17 protein-coding genes are annotated in these 22598 nt (G+C 73.0%); 1 reads left to right on the forward strand and 16 read right to left on the reverse strand.

What is annotated here, in order from left to right; all coding sequences use genetic code 11:
• Positions 1–7 precede the first annotated feature (7 nt).
• The 6 genes from QA802_RS16755 to QA802_RS16780 form a co-directional block, all read right to left on the reverse strand.
• Positions 8–2317, reverse strand: coding sequence for a xanthine dehydrogenase family protein molybdopterin-binding subunit (locus QA802_RS16755; RefSeq protein ID WP_334523121.1), 2310 nt, complete (start codon positions 2315–2317; stop codon positions 8–10).
• Complete coding sequence (locus QA802_RS16760) at positions 2314–4125, reverse strand: (2Fe-2S)-binding protein (protein ID WP_443042130.1); 1812 nt, start codon at positions 4123–4125, stop codon at positions 2314–2316. Before QA802_RS16760 ends, QA802_RS16755 begins: the two co-directional genes overlap by 4 nt.
• Complete coding sequence (locus QA802_RS16765) at positions 4122–5015, reverse strand: FAD binding domain-containing protein (RefSeq protein WP_334523124.1); 894 nt, start codon at positions 5013–5015, stop codon at positions 4122–4124. Before QA802_RS16765 ends, QA802_RS16760 begins: the two co-directional genes overlap by 4 nt.
• Positions 5016–5252: 237 nt before the next feature.
• Positions 5253–6872, reverse strand: coding sequence for a beta-N-acetylhexosaminidase (locus QA802_RS16770; RefSeq protein WP_334534695.1), 1620 nt, complete (start codon positions 6870–6872; stop codon positions 5253–5255).
• 221 nt (positions 6873–7093) lie between these two features.
• Positions 7094–7393 (reverse strand): DUF3039 domain-containing protein, encoded by a 300-nt coding sequence (locus QA802_RS16775; protein ID WP_319168079.1) that lies wholly within the window; start codon positions 7391–7393, stop codon positions 7094–7096.
• Positions 7394–7435: 42 nt separating this feature from the next.
• Positions 7436–8008 (reverse strand): YqgE/AlgH family protein, encoded by a 573-nt coding sequence (locus QA802_RS16780; RefSeq protein ID WP_319168078.1) that lies wholly within the window; start codon positions 8006–8008, stop codon positions 7436–7438.
• Positions 8009–8353: 345 nt separating this feature from the next.
• Between QA802_RS16780 and murA the strand changes: the two genes are divergently transcribed.
• The gene (murA, locus tag QA802_RS16785; RefSeq protein WP_319168077.1) at positions 8354–9700 is read left to right on the forward strand and encodes a UDP-N-acetylglucosamine 1-carboxyvinyltransferase; all 1347 of its coding nucleotides are present in this window, start codon (positions 8354–8356) and stop codon (positions 9698–9700) included.
• Positions 9701–9817: 117 nt separating this feature from the next.
• On the opposite strand, the gene QA802_RS16790 is transcribed toward murA, so the two are convergent.
• The 10 genes from QA802_RS16790 to QA802_RS16835 form a co-directional block, all read right to left on the reverse strand.
• Entirely contained in the window at positions 9818–10099 is a 282-nt protein-coding gene (locus QA802_RS16790; RefSeq protein WP_007382399.1) for an HU family DNA-binding protein, read from the reverse strand.
• A gap of 351 nt (positions 10100–10450) precedes the next feature.
• Complete coding sequence (locus QA802_RS16795; protein ID WP_319168076.1) at positions 10451–11860, reverse strand: NAD-dependent malic enzyme; 1410 nt, start codon at positions 11858–11860, stop codon at positions 10451–10453.
• Positions 11861–12177: 317 nt separating this feature from the next.
• Positions 12178–14655, reverse strand: coding sequence for a HelD family protein (locus QA802_RS16800; RefSeq protein WP_334523130.1), 2478 nt, complete (start codon positions 14653–14655; stop codon positions 12178–12180).
• Positions 14656–14724: 69 nt separating this feature from the next.
• Positions 14725–15507 carry an anti-sigma factor family protein gene (locus QA802_RS16805; RefSeq protein ID WP_334523133.1) on the reverse strand — a complete coding sequence of 261 codons (783 nt, stop codon included), beginning with the start codon at positions 15505–15507 and terminating at the stop codon, positions 14725–14727.
• 50 nt (positions 15508–15557) lie between these two features.
• Positions 15558–16079, reverse strand: a complete 522-nt coding sequence (locus tag QA802_RS16810; RefSeq protein ID WP_010039908.1) for a sigma-70 family RNA polymerase sigma factor — start codon at positions 16077–16079, stop codon at positions 15558–15560.
• 499 nt (positions 16080–16578) lie between these two features.
• Positions 16579–17175, reverse strand: a complete 597-nt coding sequence (locus QA802_RS16815; RefSeq protein ID WP_334523136.1) for a CGNR zinc finger domain-containing protein — start codon at positions 17173–17175, stop codon at positions 16579–16581.
• A 127-nt stretch (positions 17176–17302) separates the two neighbouring features.
• A complete protein-coding gene (locus QA802_RS16820) occupies positions 17303–18478 on the reverse strand; it encodes a uroporphyrinogen-III synthase (RefSeq protein WP_319168072.1) in 1176 nt (391 codons plus the stop codon).
• Positions 18479–18578: 100 nt separating this feature from the next.
• Entirely contained in the window at positions 18579–19973 is a 1395-nt protein-coding gene (locus QA802_RS16825) for a nitrate/nitrite transporter (RefSeq protein ID WP_334523139.1), read from the reverse strand.
• A 159-nt stretch (positions 19974–20132) separates the two neighbouring features.
• Entirely contained in the window at positions 20133–21185 is a 1053-nt protein-coding gene (locus QA802_RS16830; RefSeq protein ID WP_334523142.1) for a hypothetical protein, read from the reverse strand.
• A gap of 119 nt (positions 21186–21304) precedes the next feature.
• The gene (locus QA802_RS16835; protein WP_334523145.1) at positions 21305–22567 is read right to left on the reverse strand and encodes an acyltransferase family protein; all 1263 of its coding nucleotides are present in this window, start codon (positions 22565–22567) and stop codon (positions 21305–21307) included.
• Positions 22568–22598: the final 31 nt, after the last annotated feature.

Below are 22598 nucleotides of genomic sequence, written 5' to 3' on the forward strand. Positions count from 1 at the left end.
CGGTTGCTCATCGGTCGGTCACCACTGCGGCCTGCGGCCTTATCGGGAGGCGGTTCACGGGGCGGCCCGTCGCCGCGCGGACGGCGGATGCGATCGCCGCCGGCGAGGTGACGACCGGGACCGCGCTGGCGGCCTTCGCCCCGAACGGCGCGACCACGTCCCGCTCCTCGACCAGTTTGACGATCCGGATGTCCGGGGCGTCCAGCGCCGTGGGCAGCGCGTAGCCGGTGAGGTCGGGGTGGCGGATCAGGCCGCGGGGGGTGCGCAGGTTCTCGGTGAGCGCGATGCCCACGCCCTGCGTGACGCCCGCCTCGATGCGGGCGGCGAGCTGGGCCGGGTTCAGGATCCGGCCGACGTCCTGGGCGACGGCGAGTTCCACGACCCGCACCGAGCCGAGCTCGATGTCGACGTCCACGACCGCGCGGATCGCGCAGAAGGCGAGGCCGACGAAGGCGTCGCCCTGGCCGGCCGCGTCCAGCGGCTCGGTGGGGTGCGGGCGGCACTGCGCGGTCGCCCACAGCTCCTTGCCCTGCATCTCCTCCGTGACGGGCGTCGACAGGACGCCGTCGTAGGAGGTGATCTTGCCGTCGGTGATCTGCAGCAGTTCCGTGGACATGCCGAACTTGTGCGCCAGCGGCTGGAGCAACTGCGTGCGGACCATCTTCGCCGCGCGCTCCACCGCGCCGCCCGAGACCCAGGTGTGACGGCCCCGGCAGCCGGGTCCCGCGGGGGGCTGGTCGGTGTCCACGGGGGCCACGTGGACCTCGTCTACGCCCAGCGTCTCCTGGACGATCTGACGGGCCAGCGTGGTGAAGCCCTGGCCGGTCTCGACCGCCGCGCACAGCACCGTCGCGACGCCGTCCTGGACCTTCACGGTGGCGGTGGAGACCTCGTCGGCACCCTCCGCGCCCAGCATGTGGACCATGCCCAGGCCGTAGCCGACACCGCGGCGCACCGCGCCCGGCTCGCCCGCGCCCTCGGGTCCGCCCGGCAACAGCCAGTCCTCCTCCGGCGCGTCCTTGGGCAGCGACGGGAGGGGGAACTCCTGGACCGCCTGGAGGAGTTCGGCGACGGGGGCGGGACAGGTCACCGTCTGACCGGTCGGCAGGACGTCCCCGGTCGCCATGACGTTACGCAGCCGCAGCTCCGCCGGGTCGACGCCGAGCCGCTTCGCCAGCTTGTCCATCTGCGCCTCGTAGGCGGCGCACACCTGCATCGCGCCCTCGCCGCGCACATGGCCGGACGGCGGGTTGTTGGTGCGCACCGCCCAGCCCTCGATGAAGGCGTTCGGCACGACGTAGGGGCCGCAGGCGAAGGAGACGGCTGCGGCCAGGGCCTCGGCGGAGGTGTCGGCGTAGGCGCCGGCGTCCAGCAGGATCTGCGCCTCGACCTTCACCAGCCGGCCCTCGGCGTCGGCGTGGTGGCGGTAGCGCAGCAGCGTGGGGTGGCGGTGGGCGTGGCCGAGGAAGGACTCCTCGCGGGTCGCCGTGAGCTTCACCGGGCAGCCGGTCTTGAGTGCCAGCAGGCCCAGCGGGAGCTGGAAGCCCTGGTCCTCGCGGTCGGCGGTGGCCCCGGGCACGCCGGTGACGACGATCTTCACCCGTTCGGGGTCGAGGCCGTAGCAGGCGGCGGCCGTGTCGCGGTCGGTGTGCGGGTCGGTGGAGGCGAGGTAGAGCTCCACGCCGCCGTCGGGGCGGGGCACGGCGAGGCCGGCCTCGGCGCCGATGGGAGCGGGGTCGGCGCGCCCGATGCGGTACTGGCCCTCGACGACGACGTCGCCGGCCGCGGCGGGGTCGCCGTGGTGCAGCGGAATGTGCCGGATCAGGTTGCCGTCGGGGTGCAGGGGCTCCGCCTCGAAGGCCAGCTCGGGGTCGATCACGGGGTCGAGCGTCTCGTACTCGACGATGACGGCCGCCGCGGCCATGCGCGCGGTGTCGGGGTGGTCGGCGGCGACGGCCGCGATGGGCTCGCCGTGGTGGCGGACCACGTCGGAGGCGAACACCGGCCGGTCGGCCCTGCCCCGGCCGTGCAGCGCGCGGCCCGGGACGTCCTCGTGGGTGACGACGGCCCGCACGCCGGGCATCTCACGCGCGTGGGAGGTGTCGATGGACACGATGCGCGCGTGCGGGTGCGGTGAGCGCAGGACGGCCGCCCAGAGCAGGCCCTCGGCCCACAGGTCGGCCGCGTACGGGAAGGTGCCCTCCGTCTTGGCGCGCGCGTCGGCGGGCGGCAGGGACACGCCGAGGCCGTGCGGGACCGGCTCGGGGGCCGGCGCCGCCTCCACTGGAGTCGTCGCGGTGGCTGTCTCGTTCGTCACGCCTGACCTCCGTCCTGGCCCTGTCCGTAGGCGGGGTCATGCGGGTGGGGCTGTGCCGGGTTCTCGAACGCCGACGCGTGCACGCCGCCCGCGCCCGGGCCCGCCTGATGGGGGATACGTGCTTCGTCCCCGTCCGTCTCGGTGTCGGAGCCGGCGTGCGCCTGCCGCTCGGCGACGACGTCCTGGACGGCTCGCAGGACGCCCCGGTACCCGGAGCAGCGGCACAGGTTGCCGCACAGGGCCTGGCGGGCCTCCAGTTCGGACGGCGCCGGGTTGCCCTCGAGCAGGTCGTGCACGGTCATCGCCATGCCGGGCACGCAGAAGCCGCACTGCACGGCCCCGCAGGCGGCGAGGGCCCGCTGCACGTCCGAGGGCTGTCCGTCGACGGCCAGCCCTTCGACGGTACGGATCTCGCTGCCGGCGGTGGTGACGGCCGGGACCAGGCAGGACGCGACGAGGCGTCCGTCCACCTGCACGTTGCAGGCGCCGCACTCGCCCTGCGAACAGCCGTCCTTGGCGCCCGCGAGACCGAGCCGCTCGCGCAGCACGTAGAGCAGGGACTCGCCGATCCAGGCGTCGGTGACGGGACGGTCGGAGCCGTTGACGCTCAGCACGTAACCGGCGAGGGGGTGTTCCTCGTGGAACGGCGGCGGGACGTCGTCGGCGTCCTCGCCCGCCCCCGGCGCAGGCTGCGCGTCGGCGGCGTGCGGATCCGTGGCGTGCGCGTCGGCGGCGTGCGCGTCCATGGCGTGCGGTCGCGGGGTCTGCGGGGCGTCGCCGGAGAGCGCGTCGTCGTCCTCGGCGGGCGACTGCGCGGGCCGGTGGACGGCTTCCGCGAGGCCGTGGACAGCGTCGCGGGCCGGATCCGGCTCCCCGGACGTCTCGGCGCCCCCCTCGGCCTCAGGGGCCTGCCGGGCGGTCCCGGCGGGCCCGTCGGCGGGCACCGTGTAGGCCTCGGCGGAGATCTCCGGGGCGGCGAACACGCCGCTCGGGAGGGGGTCCCGGCCGGCGGACTCGGCGCCGGGGCGGACCCGGCCCGGGGCCGCGGCCGACGGGTCGTGCTCCGGTGTGAACGCGGTCCCGGTCTCGTGCGGGGGCAGGTGCTCGGGTGCGTGGCCGTACGGCGCCGGGTCCGTCGCCGGGTCCGTCGCCGGAGGGACGGCGGGCACGGCCTCGTCCGTGGGCTGCGCCCAGGTCTGGTGCCCCGTGCCGGCCGGGTCCGTCGCCCAGGGTGCGGGCGCGCCGCCGGGCAGGGTGGCCGGGGGCGTACTGCCCCACTGCTCGACCAGGGACGACGCGGTGAACTCTCCTGATTCGTCGGGAAGGTCGCCGCCCGCGACGGGGATCGACCACTGGCCGGTCACGTCGTGGCCCGGGGCGGGCGCGGACCCCGGTGCGCCCTGGCCCGCCGAGGTGTCCTCGAACGTCCACTGGCCGGTCGCGCCCGGGTTGTACCGGAAGCGGTCGTCGCCCACCGTCTGCGGGGTGTCCTGCGCGACGGGCCAGTCGCTGCCGCCGGCCGGGGCCGCCCAGGTGGCGGCGTCGTCCGCCGGGGGCGCCACCGCTATCTGCGGCGGCACGTACCCGTGGCCCGGCGCGGCGAGCGGGCTGTCGCCGCGGCCCGCGAGAAGGGCGTCGATGCCGCCCTCGGGGAGCTTCACGAAGGCGGTCGCGCCGTCGTCGTAGTCCCCGTGGGGCAGCGGGTCCCAGCGGCCGGCGCCCTGCGGCGCGCCCTGGTCCCGCCCGTTCTCCTGTCCGGCGGGCCCCGGGCCGGGGCCCTGTCCGTGTCCCTGCTGGTCGTCGGTCACGACAGCGCCCTCCCCAGTGCTCGTCGGGCCAGTGCGGCGACGGTGCGCCGCAGGTGCAGTACGGCGGGCGGAAGTTCCGGCACGGAGCCGTCCACGCCGGGCGTCGGGTCGGGGATGCAGGCGGCGGCGACGTACTCGCCGAACGCCGTCAGGGCCTCGGGGACGATCGTGCGGCTGTTGTCCCAGTCGATCAGCCGGGCGACCCACTGCTCGGCCTCGAGCGGCCGCAGCGGCATCGGCGCTATGGCGCCCACCGCGCACCTGACCCCGCGCCGTGCGGGGTCGAGGACCAGTGCCACGGAGGCCGTCGCGCGACCCGGACCGGTGCGGCCGGTGGCCTTCAGGAAGACCTGCGGGGCGTGCAGCAGGGGCACGCGCACGTACCCGATGAGCTCGCCGCCGCGCAGCATCTCCATGCCGGCCAGCAGGTGCGACACCGGGACCTCCCGGCGGGCTCCGCCCGGGCCCGCGACGATCAGGGTCGCCTCCAGCGCGGCCAGCACGGGCAGCGCGTCGCCCGTGGGTGCGGCCGAGGCGACGTTGCCGCCCAGCGTGCCCGCGTTGCGGATCTGCGGCGGACCGGCGGCGCGGGCGGCCGCGGCGAGCGCCGGGATCAGGGCGGCGAAGTCGGGGCGGCCCATGCGCGCGTGGGTGAGTCCGGCGCCGAGCAGCGCGTGGCCGTCCTGGTACTGCCAGCCGCGGATCTCGCTGATCCGGCCGAGGCCCACGAGCCCGGCGGGACGCAGCTGGCCCGAGTTCACGGCGGCCATCAGGTCGGTTCCACCGGCCACGGGAACGGCCGCGGGCATGGCCGCGAGGGCCGCCACGGCGTCGTCCAGCGTCGTGGGCAGCGTGACGGCCTGCGCCGCCTGCGGTGCGTGCGTGCTCATGACCGGCTGCCCCTTCCCGCTGCCCCACCTGGTCCCACCTGTGTTGCCGTACGGTACGTGCTGACAGGGCGGACGTGGCAACTCTGGCACATCTTCGCGACACCCGAGCGCGGGGGTCCGCTAGGAGGCATTCGCCCACCTCGTCGCGGAGATGGTCCGTTTTCGCACGGCATCACCGGTGCGCGTGAATTGCCTCTCTTCGGTGACCCTGCCGGGGTTTCTGTGTGACGCCCCGGATCACCGGTTCGGGGGCGGTCCCTCGAGGGGCCGGCCGAGGACGCCGGGGCGCCGCTGCCACGGCCGGGGTCCGCCCGGCGGGCGGTAGCCGACGCCCAGGGCGTCGAGCCGCGCGTAGTGGGCCCGCATCCGCCGCTCGAAGCCGGCGAAGTCCCGCTCCCGCGGGGCGGGCAGATCGCTCCAGGCGACCTCGGCGAAGGCGGCGAGGCGGGGGAAGGCCTGGTAGTCCACGCGCGCGTGGTCCTCCATCGCCTCGGTCCACAGGTTGGCCTGCGTGCCGAGCACGTGCCGCGCCTGTGCCGGCGTCAACTCCGTGGGAACGGGATCGAACCGATAGACGTCCTCCAGGGTGCGCACGTGGCCGATCGGCACGGGCTCGTCCGCGCCGGCCGCCTGCCGGTGGTCGAAGTACACGTGCTGCTCGGGGCACATGACCACGTCGTGCCCGGCCCGCGCGGCGGCGATCCCGCCCGCGTAGCCGCGCCAGGAGGACACGGCCGCCCGATCGGGGAGCCCGCCCTCCAGGATCTCGTCCCAGCCGATGAGCCGCCGCCCGCGCGCGGCGAGCCAGGTGCCGAAGTGGCGGACGAACCAGGACTGCAGCTGGTCCTCGTCCGCGAGGCCGAGTTGCGCGATGCGGGCCTGCGCGGCCGGTGAACGCCGCCACTGGTCCCTGAGGCATTCGTCACCCCCGACGTGGACGAACTCTGACGGGAACAGTTCCAGCACCTCCTCGAACACCCCCTCGTAGAAGCGCAGGGTGTGGTCGGTGGGGGCGAGGACGTTCGGGTTGACGCCCCAGGTGTCCCAGACGGAGAGGGCGGTGGTGTCGACGACGTCGGCGTTACCGAGTTCCGGGTACGCGGCGATCGCGGCCTGCGAGTGACCGGGAACGTCGATCTCGGGGACGACGGCGATGTGCCGTTGCGCCGCGTACGCGACGATCTCCCGGATGTCGTCCTGGGTGTAGAAGCCGCCGTGCGGCTTGTCCTCCCACAGCGGCGAGGCGCGATGGCCGATCTTCGTGCGGGCCCGCCAGGAGCCGACCTCGGTGAGCCGGGGGTGCCTGCGGATCTCGATCCGCCAGCCCTGGTCGTTCGTCAGATGGAGGTGGAGCACGTTGAGTTTGTGCGCCGCCATCAGGTCCAGATAACGCAGGACGCCGTCCTTGGGCATGAAGTGCCGGGCGACGTCGAGCATGAGGCCGCGCCAGGGGAACCGGGGGGCGTCCTCGACGATCTGGTGCGGGACGCCGTACCTGATCCCCGGCCGGACGGGAGCGCGCCGGAAGGCTTCCGGGCCGAGGAGCTGGCGCAGCGTCTGGGCGCCCCAGAAGACGCCGGCGGGGCCCCCGCCGCGGATCTCGACGCCCCGGGTCGCGACGACGCTCAGCCGGTACGCCTCGGGCTCCAGCGTGTCGTCCAGGCACAGCCGTACGCCGCCGCGGGCGTCCGGCGGTCCGGGCCGCAGGGTCAGGCCGAGCGCCGCGCCGAGCGTGGCGCGCAGCCAGAGCTCGGTGGTCTGTGTGCCGGGGGCGGCCCACAGGGTGGTGTCCTCGTCGAACACGACACCGCAGCGCATGGGGCCCTCGACGGTGCGGGGCGCGGGGACGAGATCCATCACAGACATCACGTCAGTCCTTCAAAGGGTCCGGGAACCGCTTTCGAAAGACCTCGGCAGCGGCGTGCGCCACGGCCGCACCGCTCGGCACCACGCACCGGAGGCCAGTGCCGTGAGATACCACCCACAAGAGGTCTGGACCAACCGGTGACCCGTGAACACGCCGAAGGCCTCCGGGGCGCGTCGGCGCACGCCCTCGGGGGCCCTGGAAGCTCCGCCGGCTACTTGTTGTCGCCGCCCTTGCCCTTGTCGTCGCCGCCGCCCGCCATGGACTCGAAGATCTCCTTGCACATGGGGCACACCGGGTACTTCTTCGGGTCGCGGCCCGGCACCCAGACCTTGCCGCACAGCGCCACGACGGGCGTCCCGTCGAGGGCGCTCGCCATGATCTTGTCCTTCTGGACGTAGTGGGCGAAGCGCTCGTGGTCCCCGTCGCCGTGCGACACCTGCGGCGTCGGCTCCACGAGGGTCCCCGTCCCCGTGCCTCGCTGGGGCTGGGTCTCAGGCTCAAGAGTGCTCATGGCGCCAAGCGTACTTAAGCCGGGCCGGGATGCTCACGCGCATCAGTTGAGAGAGGCGTCGTCCGGGTAGGTCGCGACCATCGCCAGATCGTTGCGCTGGCGGCGCAGCACCTCGCGCCAGAGCCGCTCGGGGGACGGCGAGGAGACGTCGCCGGGCTCGGACTCCACGACGTACCAGGCGCCCTCCACGAGCTCGTCCTCCAGCTGGCCGGGCCCCCAGCCGGCGTACCCGGCGAAGATCCGCAGGGAGCCGAGCGCCGCGGCGAGGAGTTGCGGCGGGGCCTCCAGGTCGACCAGGCCGATCGCGCCGTGCACCCGGCGCCAGCCGAGCGGGGCGCCGTCGACGGCCGCGCCGCCCGGGATGACGGCGATCCCGAGGGCCGAGTCGAGGGAGACCGGGCCGCCCTGGAAGACGACGCCGGGTTCGCCCGCGAGGTCCGCCCAGTCCTCCAGGATGTCGCTGACGCCCACCGGGGTGGGCCGGTTGAGGACGACGCCGAGCGAGCCCTCCTCGTCGTGGTCGAGGAGGAGCACCACCGCACGGTCGAAGTTCGGGTCCGCCAGGGCGGGCGTGGCCACGAGCAGCCGCCCTGTGAGCGAGGACACCTCGGTCATGCCACACATGATCCCGCATCTTCCCGCGGATTGGGGAGGCAATGCGGGGGGCGGTGGCGCGCGCGGGAGAACGGGGAAGTGCGGGCCGGTGGGACGTCCGCCGAGGGGTGCGCCGGGAACCGGGCGGGCGCACGGACGCGGACCGGGCGCACGGGCCGCACGCACGGCCCGCGGTGACCTTGTGTGCCCGCCGGGGAACCGTTCGTGTTGTGACACAGCCATGACGATCCTGAGCCGTCCTCGGGCTTACGGCGCAGGGGCCCACGGCGATTACTCTGTTTCATCTGGCCCTGCCCCCACCCCAACGGCCCTGCCCTGATCCACCATCCATGGAACGCGAGACACATGACCGTCAATGGTTCTGACGACGTACTGCTTGTCCACGGCGGCACCCCGCTCGAGGGCGAGATCCGGGTCCGCGGTGCGAAGAACCTCGTACCCAAGGCCATGGTCGCCGCCCTGCTGGGCAGTGAGCCGAGCCGGCTGCGCAACGTTCCGGACATCCGTGACGTGCGGGTCGTGCGCGGTCTGCTGCAACTGCACGGGGTGACGGTCCGTCCGGGCGAGGAGCCGGGCGAGCTGGTGCTCGACCCGACCTACGTCGAGAGCGCCAACGTCGCCGACATCGACGCCCACGCGGGCTCCAGCCGCATCCCGATCCTCCTCTGCGGTCCGCTGCTGCACCGTCTCGGCCACGCCTTCATCCCCGGCCTCGGCGGGTGCGACATCGGCGGGCGGCCCATCGACTTCCACTTCGAGGTGCTGCGGCAGTTCGGCGCGACGATCGAGAAGCGGGCGGACGGGCAGTACCTGGAGGCGCCGCGGCGGCTGCGCGGCACGAAGATCCGGCTGCCGTACCCGTCGGTCGGCGCGACCGAGCAGGTGCTGCTGACGGCGGTGCTGGCGGAGGGCGTCACCGAGCTCTCGAACGCGGCCGTGGAGCCGGAGATCGAGGACCTCATCTGCGTGCTGCAGAAGATGGGCGCCATCATCGCGATGGACACCGACCGCACGATCCGCGTCACCGGTGTGGACAAGCTCGGCGGCTACAACCACGCGGCCCTGTCGGACCGTCTGGAGGCCGCCTCCTGGGCGTCGGCGGCGCTGGCCACCGAGGGCGACATCTACGTCCGCGGGGCGCAGCAGCGCTCGATGATGACGTTCCTGAACACCTACCGCAAGGTGGGCGGCGCGTTCGAGATCGACGACGAGGGCATCCGCTTCTGGCACCCCGGCGGCCAGCTGAAGTCCATCGCGCTGGAGACGGACGTGCACCCCGGCTTCCAGACCGACTGGCAGCAGCCGCTGGTCGTCGCCCTCACCCAGGCCACGGGCCTGTCGATCGTCCACGAGACGGTCTACGAGTCGCGGCTGGGCTTCACCTCGGCGCTCAACCAGATGGGCGCCCACATCCAGCTCTACCGCGAGTGCCTCGGCGGCTCCGACTGCCGCTTCGGGCAGCGCAACTTCCTGCACTCCGCGGTCGTGTCGGGTCCCACGAAGCTCCAGGGCGCCGATCTGGTCATCCCCGACCTGCGCGGCGGGTTCTCGTACCTGATCGCCGCCCTCGCGGCCCAGGGCACCTCCCGCGTGCACGGCATCGACCTCATCAACCGCGGCTACGAGAACTTCATGGAGAAGCTGGTGGAGCTCGGCGCGAAGGTGGAACTGCCGGGCAAGGCGCTCGGCTAGGTCCAGCGCCGGCCCGCGCGCTGTGACGGGTACGACGATGGGGCGGCTCCCCCGAGGGGAGCCGCCCCATTCGCGTTGCTGAGCCTCGTACGCAGATACCGTCGCGTACGCGAAGGCCTACTTGCCCTTGGCGGCTTCCTTGAGCTTGCTGCCCGCGGACACCTTGACGCTGTAGCCGGCCGGGATCTGGATCGGGTCACCGGTCTGCGGGTTGCGCGCCGTGCGAGCGGCACGGTGGGTGCGCTCGAAGGTCAGGAAGCCGGGGATGGTGACCTTCTCGTCGCCCTTGGCGACGATCTCGCCGACGGTCTCGGCGAACGCGGCCAGAACGGCGTCGGCGTCCTTACGGGTCACCTCGGCGCGGTCGGCCAGCGCGGCCACCAGCTCACTGCGGTTCATGTTCTTACTCCCGTGTTCTTCTTGCCGTTGAGGCGTGCCACGCGGCGGAGCCGCCTGTGGGGCACAGCGAAGTCGTTGTGCTCGCGCCCAGGGACGCATCCTGCCCCTACCTGCGGCGGGAAAGCCAATCCGGCACCCGCTCGGAGTCGTGAGACAACCCTTGGGAGTCACACGAGAGCGCTTGGCTCGGGCGCAACCCTAGAGGGCCGTCCACGGCGCGGGGTTCCGCGACGCGCCGACGCGGGGGCCGTCGTGGCGATCGTCACAGACCGCCCCGGCCCCCGTCGCAGACCGCCCCGGCCCCCGCGTGCCGCACGACAGAGCCTGTAGAGGTGACAAAGCCTACGAGGCCTACGCCCCGGCCGCCTTGGCGGCCTCGCGCACCGCGCCGGCCACCGCGCCCGCGACCTTGTCGTTGAAGACGCTGGGGATGATGTAGTTCGCGTTGAGCTCGTCCTCGCTCACGACGTCCGCGAGGGCCTTCGCCGCCGCGAGCATCATCTCCGTGTTGACGGTGCGGGACTGGGCGTCCAGCAGACCGCGGAAGACGCCCGGGAAGACCAGCACGTTGTTGATCTGGTTGGGGAAGTCGGAGCGGCCGGTGGCCACGACCGCGGCTGTCTGGCGGGCGACCGCCGGGTCGACCTCGGGGTCGGGGTTCGCGAGCGCGAACACGATCGAGCCCTCGGCCATCGCGGCCACGTCGTCGCCGTCGAGGACGTTCGGGGCGGAGACGCCGATGAAGACGTCCGCGCCGCGCACGGCCTCCTTCAGGGTGCCGGTGAGGCCCTCGGGGTTGGTGTTGTCGGCGATCCAGCACAGCGCCGAGTCGGGGGCCGCGTCGACGAGGTCCGGGCGGCCCGCGTGGACCACGCCGTGGATGTCGGCGACGACCGCGTTCTTGACGCCGGCGGCGAGCAGCAGCTTGAGGATGGCCGTGCCGGCCGCGCCCGCGCCGGACATGACCACGCGCACGTCGCCGATGCCCTTGCCGACGACGCGCAGGGCGTTGGTGAGGGAGGCGAGGACGACGATCGCGGTGCCGTGCTGGTCGTCGTGGAAGACGGGGATGTCGAGGGCCTCGCGCAGCCGGGCCTCGATCTCGAAGCAGCGGGGCGCGGAGATGTCCTCGAGGTTGATGCCCGCGAAGCCGGGGGCGATCGCCTTGACGATCTCGACGATGGCGTCGGTGTCCTGGGTGTCCAGGCACAGCGGCCAGGCGTCGATGCCGGCGAACCGCTTGAAGAGGGCCGCCTTGCCCTCCATGACGGGCAGCGCGGCCTTCGGGCCGATGTTGCCGAGGCCGAGCACGGCCGAGCCGTCCGTCACGACCGCAACGGAGTTGCGCTTGATGGTGAGGCGGCGGGCGTCCTCGGGGTTCTCGGCGATCGCCATGCAGACCCGGGCCACACCCGGCGTGTAGATCATCGAGAGGTCGTCACGGTTGCGGATGGGGTGCTTGGACGCCATCTCGATCTTGCCGCCGAGGTGCATCAGGAACGTACGGTCGGAGACCTTGCCGAGGGTGACGCCCTCGATGCCGCGCAGCTGCTCGACGATCTCGTCGGCGTGGGAGGTGGAGGTGGCGGCGATGGTGACGTCGATGCGGAGCTTCTCGTGGCCGGACGCCGTGACGTCGAGGCCGGTCACGGAGCCTCCGTGGGACTCGACGGCCCCGGTGAGCTGGGAGACCGCGGTTCCGCTCGCGGGCACCTCCAGCCGGACCGTCATCGAGTAGGAGACGCTGGGCGCCGTTGCCATGGCCGACTTCCTCTGCACTGCTGGGTCGCGGGTTTGCGGTCCGATCGTCGCACCTACCGACGAGTACGGGAAAGCCGCCCCGAGTTGCGATCGTTTTGTTCTCAATGAACCTGCGGCCGCGGCACGAGAGAGGCCCGCATCACGGATGATGCGGGCCTCTCTCACGTTCATGACACCGACCCGCCATGCTCGCCTCGCGGCAAGTGGTCGCTCGTAGCGACGAAGGTTGGGCCCGGGGGCTTGGATCGAGCCGGTGTCACGACCAGGCTAACAAACGGATGCCCGAACGCCATTCCCGTGCGGGCAGTTCACCTCGATCAGTCGCGCAGAAGGTCCGGCACCCCGTGCGCGTCCGGCTCGTCCCGCTCCCCGGACACCACCGTGAGCTGCTGCGTCGCCCGGGTGAGGGCGACGTACAGCACCCGCAGGCCGGCCGGCGACTCGTCGGCGATCTCCGCCGGCGAGACGACGACCGTGGCGTCGTACTCCAGGCCCTTGGCCTCGAGGCTGCCGAGCGCCACCACGCGGTCCCCGAGACCGGCCAGCCAGCGCCTGGCCTCCTCACGGCGGTTCATGGCGACGACGACGCCGACGGTGCCGTCCACGCGCGCGAGGAGCCGCTCGGCCTCCGCGCGCACGGCCGGCGCCAGGGAGCCGCGGGCGGCCGTGAAGCGAGGCACGACACCCGTCGACCTGACCGCCGACGGGGACTCGGCGCCGGGCATGGCCAGGGCCAGCACCCTGGCGGCCAGCTCGGCGATCTCGGCCGGGTTGCGGTAGTTCACCGTCAGCTGGAAGCGGCGGCGGGGGCGGGTGCCGAGGGCCTCGTCGCGGGCCTCGGCGGCCTCGTCGGGGTCGGACCAGGAGGACTGGGCGGGGTCGCCGACGACCGTCCAGGTGGCGTGCCGGCCGCGGCGGCCGACCATGCGCCACTGCATCGGGGTGAGGTCCTGCGCCTCGTCGACGATGACGTGCGCGTACTCGGTGCGCTCCTGGGCGAGCCGCTCGGCGCGCTCGCGCTGGGTCTCCTCGCGCGTCGGCATCAGCTCCTCGAGGCCGGTGAGCTGGTCCAGCGGGTCGAGCTCGCGTCTCTTGCGGGGGCGGGCCGGGGCGCCGAGGATCGCCTGGAGCTCGTCGAGCATGGCGATGTCGTGCACGGAGAGCCCGTCCCGCTTGAGGGAGCGGGCGACCTTGCGGACCTCGCCGGGGTTGAGGATCCGGCGCGCCCAGCGGCCCAGCCGCCGTTCGTCGGCCATGGCCCGCAGGACGGCCTGCGGGGTGAGCTCGGGCCACCAGGCGTCGAGGAAGGCGATGAAGGCGTCCTCGGTGCTCACGTCCTCGTCGAAGGAGGAGCGCAGCTCTGCGGCGAGCTCCGGGTCGCTGTGCCGGCCGGCCGCGCCGGAGCGCTCCCACAGGGCGTCCAGGAGCAGCTTGCGGGCGCGGGGGCGCAGCAGGTTCACCGGAGCGGTGCCGCTGAGCGCGCTGTGCCGGACACGCTGCAGGTCGGCGGCCTCCAGCTCCAGCCGGCGGCCGAAGGCGACGACGCGCAGCCGGCTGGGCGTGCCCGTCGGCACGGGCGCCTCGTCGGGCTCGGCGGCCTGGTCGGGCTCGTCGAAGCCGAGCTGCGTGGCCTGCGGCGTCCGGGTCGTCTGCGTCGCCCGGGTCGCCCGGGTCGTCTGGGCCGTGCGTCGGCCGCCGCCGGGACCGTGCTCGGGTGCGCCGCCGTTCTCCAGGGCGCCGCGGGCGGCTTTGCGCAGCACCTTCAGCATCCTGTACGACCCCTTGGCCCGGGCCACCGCCGGGGAGTCGTACAGGGTGGCCTCGGCGCCGTCGACGAGGGAGCCGATGGCGCGGATGGCGACCTGGCCCTCCTCGCCGAGGGAGGGCAGTACGCCCTCGGTGTACGCCACCAGCAGGGGCGTGGGCGAGACGATCAGGATGCCGCCGGAGTACCGGCGCCGGTCCTGGTAGAGCAGGTAGGCGGCCCGGTGCAGCGCGACGGCGGTCTTGCCGGTGCCCGGCCCGCCCTCGACGTACGTGACGGAGGCGGCGGGGGCGCGGATGACGAGGTCCTGCTCGGCCTGGATGGAGGCGACGATGTCGCGCATGGTGTGGCTGCGGGCCTGGCCCAGGGCGGCCATGAGGGCGCCGTCGCCGATGACGGGCAGTTCACCGCCGTCCAGGGTCGCTCTCAGCTCGGGACGCATCAGGTCGTCCTCGACGCCGAGGACGCGCCGCCCTTTGGAGCGGATCACCCGGCGGCGCACGACACGCCCCGGGTCGACGGGGGTGGAGCGGTAGAACGGGGCGGCCGCGGGCGCCCGCCAGTCGATGACCAGCGGCGCGTACTCGGAGTCGAGGACGCCGATCCGGCCGATGTGCAGCGTCTCGGCGATGTCGGCCGTGCTGTCGGGGCGGACGGCGCCCTCGGCGGGCTCGACGGCGGTGTAGGCGCCGTCCGGGCCCCTCTTGCCGTCCTTGCCGAGCAGCAGGTCGATCCGCCCGAACAGGAAGTCCTCGAACTCGTTGTTGAGCCGGTTGAGGTGGACGCCGGCCCGGAAGACCTGGGCGTCGCGTTCGGCGAGGGCGCCTGGCGTGCCGACCTGGCCGCGCTGGGCCGCGTCGTTCATGAGGAACTCCGCCTCGTGGATCTTCTCCTCGAGGCGGCGGTACACCCGGTCGAGGTGTACCTGTTCGACCTTGATCTCTCGGTCCCGCACCGAATCCCCCATGGAATCCTGTGCGGCTTCGTCGACCGATCCGACCACGGTCTCCTGCTGTGCCTGAGCGGCCACCGGGCCCCCTTCTGACGTGCTGGGCAGCCGTCAACCGTACGCCAAGGGGGCCCGGGAAGCCATGCTCCCCTACGCGTCGACCTGCACCAGCTTCTTGCCGTCGAAGGTCATGACCTCGAAGTGGTCGATCTCGTTGGTCTTGAAGGCCGCGCCGCCCGACACGTAGAGCGGGTTCTTGGCCTGTTCGGTCTTGGCGCCGGGGAGGCCGTAGCCCCACTCCGGAACGGACCAGGAGGAGACCGTCTCGCGCTCGCCGTTCTTGCCGACGGCGATGAGGGAGCACTTCTCCGGGCCCTTGACGTTCGTCAGCTCGACGCCGATCTCCGTGCCCCACGTCTTCTCGCCCATGGCGACGGTCGCGGAGACCTTGCTGGCGGAGTCGGTCGCGGAGACCCGCTGGGCGAGCGCGTCGAAGGCGTCCTTGGCGGAGTTCGCGGACTTGGTGGAGCCCGCCTGGACGCCGGTGCTCCCGCTGTCGCCGCCGGTCGCGGCCAGCACCGTGAGGGGGCCGCCGATGATCAGCGCGGCGGCGGCCGCCACCAGGAAGAAGGAACGGCGGCGCCCCCGCGCGCGGCGCTCGGAGATCTCGTCGACCAGCCGCTCGGCGAGGCGCGGGCTGGGACGGGCGGACAGGGAGTCGCCGATCGCGGGGGTGCCGGAACCCGGCAGGTCCGCGAGCGCGGCCAGCATCGGTTCCATCCCGGCGAGCTCGTCGAGCTGCTGGGCGCACCATTCACAGCCGGCGAGATGCGCCTCGAAGGCGGTCGCCTCGGCGTCGTCGAGGATGCCGAGGGCGTAGGCGCCGACGGTCTCGTGTTCGCTCGGGCTCGGAGATCCCACAGATCCCTGCATGGGGCCAGACATACCCGGCCCACCTGCTCCGAACCCCCCGTAAATGCTCATCACGCCGTCACCCCCCGCTCCTCCAGAGCCAGCTTCATCGACCGCAGGGCGTAGAACACCCGTGAGCGCACGGTGCCGCTGGGTATGCCGAGCGTCTCGGCCGCCTCGTTGACGGTACGCCCCTTGAAGTACGTCTCGACGAGCACCTCCCGGTGGGCCGGGGTCAGGTCGTCGAGCGCGTCGGACAGCGTCATCAGCCACAGCGCCTTGTCGATCTCGTCCTCCGCAGGAATGACCTCCAGCGGCGACGGGTCGACCTCCTGCGGCCGGGCCTGCCGGCTGCGGTGGCCGTCGATGACGATGCGACGAGCGACCGTCACCAGCCAGGGGCGTACCGATCCGGTCGCCCGATTGAGCTGACCGGCGTTCTTCCAGGCACGGATGAGCGTCTCCTGCACGACGTCCTCGGCACGCTGCCGATCTCCGGCAACCAGGCGCAGGACATACGCAAGCAGGGGTCCGGCATGCTCCCGATACAGAGCACGCATCAGCTCCTCGTCAGGTTCCGAGGGCTGGGACATGCGATGTCGGGCCCTCGATCCACGTTCATTGGCCACGGCCGCATCTTTGCGCACGCCCACCTCCGGTGTCCGGGGGATCCCCCGTTCGGTCGCTCGACGACGGGTACGCAAGGGGGGTGTTGAGCGTTCAAACCGCGGGGACACTTTTCTTCCGGGTGTCATGACGAGGGGGACATGGCGGCACATTCCCACCGTCTTTTCTTTACAAATCCGCCACACCGACAAGAACGCGCCGCGTGCCCGTCGACCGCCACGGGTAAACGGTGTGTAATCGAAATCACTTCGACGATCGACGGGCTCCGGCTCCACGAAAGCCGCATACCCGGCAGGGCAGTTGGCGGACGGTCAGCCGGGCACAGCCGGAAGGTCGGCAGAATCCGGGGCGGACGCGCCACCCGGAGTAGGGCCGGGCAGTCACCCGGAGTACGGCACGACCGTCACCCGGAGTGCGACCGGGACGGTCACCCGGAGTACGGCCGGACGGTCACCCGACGGGCCCTCAGGCGCGCGTGAGCGCGGCGCGCCGACGGTGCCGCGCGACCCGTTCCCGGTTCCCGCAGACCTCGCTGGAACACCAGCGCCGGCGGCGCCCCCGGGAGGTGTCGACGTACACGATGGGGCAGTTGTCGCCCGCGCACCGCCGCAGCCCGGCCCGGGCGACCGGATCGGTGAGCAGTTCCACCGCGTCCAGGGCGACCGCGGCGAGCAGCGCGGCACAGCCCGGCGGCCGGTCCAACTCGCGCACCAGCGCACCGTCCTCACCACGCACCGCGCACGGGGCGGGCGGCGCGATCCGGGCGGCGGCGTTGACCTGGGCCAGCGCGAGGTCGTGCGGGGCGGCGACCGTGTGGGCCAGCCATCCGTGCACCAACTGTCCTATATTGCGGCGTAGTTCCCGGAAGGCCGGCGGCCAGCTGGGGTCGGCGTGGGTGAGCGGGGTGCCCGGTGGGACGAGCCCGCAGCCGCGGATCCACGCGCACAACGGCGCGACGCCGTCGAGATGTTCCTGGGGATGACTGGTCGCCAGCAGGTCGAGACAACACCGCCCGGCGTCGAACCGCAGCTCGTGGAAGTCCGTGACCGTCCCCAGTGCCATGCGCCACCGCCTTGGGCGTTCTCCCGGAAGAACCCTTCCCCTCACAGTGCCAGCGCGGGAGACCGATAACCACCCCGTGCGGGCGCACTCCCCGGGGCAGTCACGGCCCCGGGGGCGGGCAAACCGCTCAGACGTCCGCGTACTTGGCGTCCGCGGCCGGATCGAGCGCCAGCCGGTACCCGCGCTTGACCACGGTCTGGATCAGCTTGGGCGCGCCGAGGGCCGTCCGCAGCCGGGCCATCGCCGTCTCGACGGCGTGCTCGTCCCGGCCCGCCCCGGGCAGCGCCCGCAGCAGATCGGCCCGCGGCACCACCCACCCCGGCCGCCGCGACAGCGCCCGCAGCAGCGACATCCCGGCCGGCGGCACCGGCCGCAGCTCCCCGTCGACCAGCACCGCGTGGCCGCGGATCTCCACCTGGTGACCGGCGAGCGGCAGCGCCCGGGCCCGGGTCGGCAGCTCCTGGCACAGCAGCTGCACGAGCGGCCCGAGCCGGAACCGCTCCGGCTGGACGGTGTCCACGCCGCGCGCCTGCAGCGGCACCGCGGTGACGGGGCCGACGCAGACCGGCAGCACGTCGTGGCGCAGGGCGGTGAGCAGCTCGGACAGCAGTCCGCGCTCCTCCGCCCGGGAGAACAGCGACACGGCCGCGGGCGCGCTGGTGAAGGTGATCGCGTCCAGGCCGCGCGCGACGGCGGCGTCGATGAGCCGGTCGAGCGGTGAGATGTCCTCCGGCGGCATCCACCGGTACACGGGCACCCCCACCACCTCGGCGCCCGCCGCACGCAGCGACTCCACGAACCCGGGCAGCGGTTCGCCGTGCAGCTGGACGGCGACCCGGCGCCCCTCGACGCCCTCCTCCAGCAGCCGGTCGAGCACCTCGGCCATGGACTCGCTGGACGGCGACCACGCCTCCGTCAGCCCGGCGGCCCGGACGGCGCCCTTCACCTTGGGACCGCGGGCGAGCAGCTCCACCCCACCCAGGCGGGCGAGCAACTGCTCGCCGAGTCCCCAGCCGTCGGCCGCCTCGATCCAGCCGCGGAAGCCGATGGCGGTGGTGGCGACCACGACGTCGGGGGCCTGGTCGATGAGCTCCTTGGTGGCGGCGAGCAGCTCGCTGTCGTCGGCGAGCTGCACGATCCGCAGGGCGGGCGCGTGCAGCACCGCCGCCCCGCGCCGCTGGAGCAGCGCGCCGAGCTCCTCGGCCCGGCGCGCGGCCGTCACGCCCACGGTGAAGCCCGCGAGAGGCCCGTGTTCGACGGCGCCCCGGTGGCCGGTGGCCGGTTGTTGCTGTTCCTGGTGCATAGCTCTCGTCCCGCAGTCACGTTGCGTCCGACCTACATGCCGACGAGCCTGTCAACGGTGCGTGACAGGCTCGGTTCGGCTTCATGTCGCCCGTGTTACGTCACACCTTGGCATAGCTGAGCTGCGGTTTCGCCTCGGATGCCGAACCGGTGGCGGTCACCCGGCCGGCCGGGCTGCGAAGGTATACGGCCCAGGTGACCGCGAAGCAGGCCGCGTAGAAGGCGAGGAAGGCGACGAAGGCGCCGGTGCCGGAGCCGTAGGAGAGGAACGACTGGCGGAAGGCCAGGTTGATGCCGACGCCGCCGAGCGCGCCGACCGCGCCGATCAGGCCCATGGATGCGCCGGACAGGCGCCGGCCGTAGGCGGCCGCGTCCTCGCCCTGAAGGCCCTTCGCGAGGGCCTTGGCGTGGAAGATGCCGGGGATCATCTTGTACGTCGACCCGTTGCCGAGACCGGTGAGCACGAACAGCGCCACGAAGGCGGTGACGAACAGTCCGAGCGACTTCTGCATGCTGGCGAAGATCAGGACGCCGGTGGCGGCGCCCATGCCGACGTAGTTGTAGAGCGTGATGCGCGCGCCGCCGTACTTGTCGGCCAGCCAGCCGCCGACCGGGCGGATCAGGGAGCCGAGCAGCGGGCCGATGAAGGTGAGGTAGGCCGCCTGGAGGGGCGTCCGGCCGAACTGGTTCGTCAGGACCTGCCCGAAGGCGAAGCTGTAGCCGATGAACGAGCCGAACGTGCCGACGTACAGGAAGGACATGATCCAGGTGTGGGCGTCCTTCGCGGAGTCGATCGCCGCGCCGGTGTCGTTCTTCACGGACGTCAGGTTGTCCATGAACAGCGCGGCCAGGGTCGCGGCGATCACGATCAGCGGGATGTAGATCCCGAGCAGCACGCGCGGGCCGCCGCTCGCGCCGATGACGGCGAGGCCGATCAGCTGGAGGACCGGCACGCCAATGTTGCCGCCGCCGGCGTTGAGCCCGAGCGCCCAGCCCTTCTTGCGGAGCGGGAAGAACGCGTTGATGTTGGTCATGGAGGAGGCGAAGTTGCCGCCGCCGATGCCCGCGATCAGGCCGACCAGCAGGAAGGTGTTGAAGGAGGTCCCCGGCTCCATCACCGCGAAGGCGGCGACCGTGGGGACCAGCAGCAGGGCGGCGGAGATGATCGTCCAGTTCCGGCCGCCGAAGATCGCGACAGCGAAGGTGTACGGCACCCGCACCACCGCTCCGACCAGCGTCACCATCGACGTCAGCAGGAACTTGTCGGCGGGGGTGAGGCCGTACTCCGGGCCCATGAAGAGCACCAGCACGGACCACATGGTCCAGATCGAGAAGCCGATGTGCTCGGAGAGTACGGAGAAGAGCAGGTTACGGCGGGCGATCTTCTCGCCCTTCTCGTTCCAGAAGGTCTCGTTCTCCGGGTCCCACTCCTCGATCCAGCGGCTCCCCTTCTTCGAGGGGGACGGCGGTGCGGGGGCTGTACTCGGGGCTGTCATGACGCCTCCACGTGCTCCGGGCTCAGGTGGTCCGGGGGGATGAGCGGTGATGACTCCCGAAGGTAGGGAGGGCGCGTTTCCGTGCTGTGGCTGTGGGTGACCGGAAAGGAACGTTGCTCTCACGTTGTGCGCACACCCGGTGAGAGGTCCCGGGAGGGCTCAGCCCTGGTGCGGACGACTGTGGGGGGCGGGCGGCTGGGGGTACTGCGGGGCCTGCGGGTACGGCTGCGGGGCCTGCGGGTACGGGTGCGGAGCCTGCGGGTACGGCTGGGGCTGGGCGTGGGTGGCGGGCTGGTGGGGCGGCTGGTACTGAGGCTGGGCGTACGGGCCGGGCTGCTGGTGGGGGTGCGGCTGCGGCTGCGGCTGCGGCTGCGGCTGCGGCTGCGGCTGCGGCTGCGGCTGCGGGTAGCCGTACCCGGGGGCGCCCGCCGGGGGCTGCGGCTGCGGGTAGCCGTACCCGGGGGCCGCCGCCGGGGCGGTGCCGTACGGACCGTACGGGGGCTGGGCCGGGGGCGACGTCGGCGCCGGGGCGGGGGAGTAGGCCGGCGCCTGGGCCGGGACTCCGCCGCCGTACGGGGTCCGGCCGTGACCGGTCCCCGGTCCTGCTCCCGGTCCCGCGCCCATCCCCGGGGGCAGATACCGCAGCCGGCCCGTCGCGTCGGTCACCGGGGCGAAGCCGGCGGCCCGTAGCCGGGCGCCGGCCTTGGCGTTGCGACTCCGGTTGACGGCGAAGCCGACCCCGCAGACGGCCATGAGGACGACCCAGACGACGACGGCGACGGCGAAGTCGGCGCCCGTGGCACCGAGCCGTATCCCGAGGACCACGCAGCCCACGGTCGCGCCCAGCGCGCCGTACCCCATCCGCTTCTCGGCCTGCTTGCCGGTGAGGTCGAAGGTGATGCGGGTCTTGAGGAGCTCGAAGGCGTCCGGGACCAGCGGCGGCAGGGAGAAGCCGTCGTGCGCGTTCGGGTACTGCGCCCAGTTCTGCGCGGCACGCGCGCGTGCCTGCGGGCCGGGGTCGGGGACGATCAGCAGCTTCAGCGCGTTGCCCCGCGAGCCCCCGTACCCGGCGTCCGCGTACTCGTACCCGAACTGCTGGGCCACGAAGGCGAGCCGGGCCAGCTTCTTCACCGAGGCCAGCGGACTGGTGAGCTCGACGGGCCCGCCTCCCGCCATCGACTTCAGCATGCTTCGCATCTGCCGCTTGCTCACCGGCACTCACTCCCCCACCAGCCGAACGACTGTTCACTCGCGCAACGCGGGCAGTCTTCCACACGGCCGCGGCCCCGGTGATCGACAGCCGACCCGCTTGACCTGCCTCTTACCGTCCATCACGCGCGATGCGCCCCCACGCGTCCGTCCGGCCACAGACGGGGCCTGCGGCGGGCCGCCAGGTCCTCGACCCAGCCGAAGCAGACGACGCAGCCCGCCGTGAGGAGCCAGACGAACGGCAGCTGGGGCCACGGGCTCTCCAGGACCCAGCCCGCGTCGGCCTCCAGCCACGGGACGGCCCACAGCCGGTCCCACAGCGCCTCGACGACGCCGATGCACACGCTGTGCCAGAGATAGATCGTCACCGCACGGGAGTTGAGCAGCGTGATCACCCGGTCCCAGCGGCGCAGCCGGGCCGGCCACTCGCTCCAGGACGGGCTGATGTGCAGGAGCAGCAGCACCGCGGCGAAGGACCACAGCGACTGCGCGAACGGCATGTCGTCGAGGTCGTGGCCCTCCCGCAGATGATGGCCGAGGGCGTACCAGAGACCGGTCGCCGCCACCGCCGGGGCCAGGGACGGCACCACATAGCGGGGCAGACGGCGCAGGAGGCCCTCCTGGTGCGCCATGCCCAGCAGCCAGCACGCGCCGAACGCGCCGAGGTCCGTGAGGCCGGCCTGCAGCCGCCAGCCGGGCAGGGACAGCGCGCCGAACTCCAGCGCGGCGGACAGCGCGAGCGGCGCGAGAACCGTCGGCCACGGCATTCGGCGCAGGGCGCGCAGCAGCAGCGGGGACAGCAGGACGAACCAGAGGTAGGCGCGGAGGTACCACAGGGGCACACCCATGTCGGCGGCCCAGCCGTCGCCGATCAGCTGGTGCACGCCGGGCAGGGACTCGCCGTACGGCGGGTCGCTCAGCGGGAGGACCCAGTAGGCGAGGTGGAGCCACCACCAGCCGGGGCGCCCTTCCTCGTCCGGGCCCCACCCCGCGGCCAGCATGCCGGTCACACCGACCGCGCCGAGCAGCCACAGCGGCGGCAGCAGGCGGCGCATGCGGCCGCGCACGACCTCCAGCGCGGGGCGCCGGGTGAGCGAGCGGGCCATCAGGTTGCCGGCGAGCGCGAACATCACGCCCATCGAGGGGAACACGACGGGGAGCCAGACCCAGCCCATCAGGTGGTAGAAGACGACACGGAAGAGGGCGATCGCCCGGAGGAGGTCGAAGTAGCGGTCGCGTCCGCCGCTCTTCTTCTTCGCCTCCGAACCCGTGGCCGCACCTGCCTCCGCACCTGCCTCCGTACCCGCCGCCGCACCCGGCTGCCCGGACTCCTCAGCCTGCTCGGCCTTCTCGGTCAGCTGAGGCAGCAGCGCCGTACTGTCCACCGCCCCACTGCCCACCACCCGACTGACCTTC

This window comes from Streptomyces sp. B21-105, assembly GCF_036898465.1.
Lineage (GTDB): Bacteria > Actinomycetota > Actinomycetes > Streptomycetales > Streptomycetaceae > Streptomyces.

Excerpts from the sequence above, each read along its gene's own strand:
- murA (WP_319168077.1), top strand. The coding sequence starts at position 8,354 with ATGACCGTCAATGGTTCTGACGACGTACTGCTTGTCCACGGCGGCACC.
- QA802_RS16795 (WP_319168076.1), bottom strand. The coding sequence starts at position 11,860 with ATGGCAACGGCGCCCAGCGTCTCCTACTCGATGACGGTCCGGCTGGAG.
- QA802_RS16775 (WP_319168079.1), bottom strand. The coding sequence starts at position 7,393 with ATGAGCACTCTTGAGCCTGAGACCCAGCCCCAGCGAGGCACGGGGACG.
- QA802_RS16815 (WP_334523136.1), bottom strand. The coding sequence starts at position 17,175 with ATGGCACTGGGGACGGTCACGGACTTCCACGAGCTGCGGTTCGACGCC.
- QA802_RS16765 (WP_334523124.1), bottom strand. The coding sequence starts at position 5,015 with ATGAGCACGCACGCACCGCAGGCGGCGCAGGCCGTCACGCTGCCCACG.
- QA802_RS16770 (WP_334534695.1), bottom strand. The coding sequence starts at position 6,872 with ATGGATCTCGTCCCCGCGCCCCGCACCGTCGAGGGCCCCATGCGCTGC.
- QA802_RS16805 (WP_334523133.1), bottom strand. The coding sequence starts at position 15,507 with ATGCAGGGATCTGTGGGATCTCCGAGCCCGAGCGAACACGAGACCGTC.
- QA802_RS16810 (WP_010039908.1), bottom strand. The coding sequence starts at position 16,079 with ATGTCCCAGCCCTCGGAACCTGACGAGGAGCTGATGCGTGCTCTGTAT.
- QA802_RS16790 (WP_007382399.1), bottom strand. The coding sequence starts at position 10,099 with ATGAACCGCAGTGAGCTGGTGGCCGCGCTGGCCGACCGCGCCGAGGTG.
- QA802_RS16820 (WP_319168072.1), bottom strand. The coding sequence starts at position 18,478 with ATGCACCAGGAACAGCAACAACCGGCCACCGGCCACCGGGGCGCCGTC.
- QA802_RS16780 (WP_319168078.1), bottom strand. The coding sequence starts at position 8,008 with ATGACCGAGGTGTCCTCGCTCACAGGGCGGCTGCTCGTGGCCACGCCC.
- QA802_RS16825 (WP_334523139.1), bottom strand. The coding sequence starts at position 19,973 with ATGACAGCCCCGAGTACAGCCCCCGCACCGCCGTCCCCCTCGAAGAAG.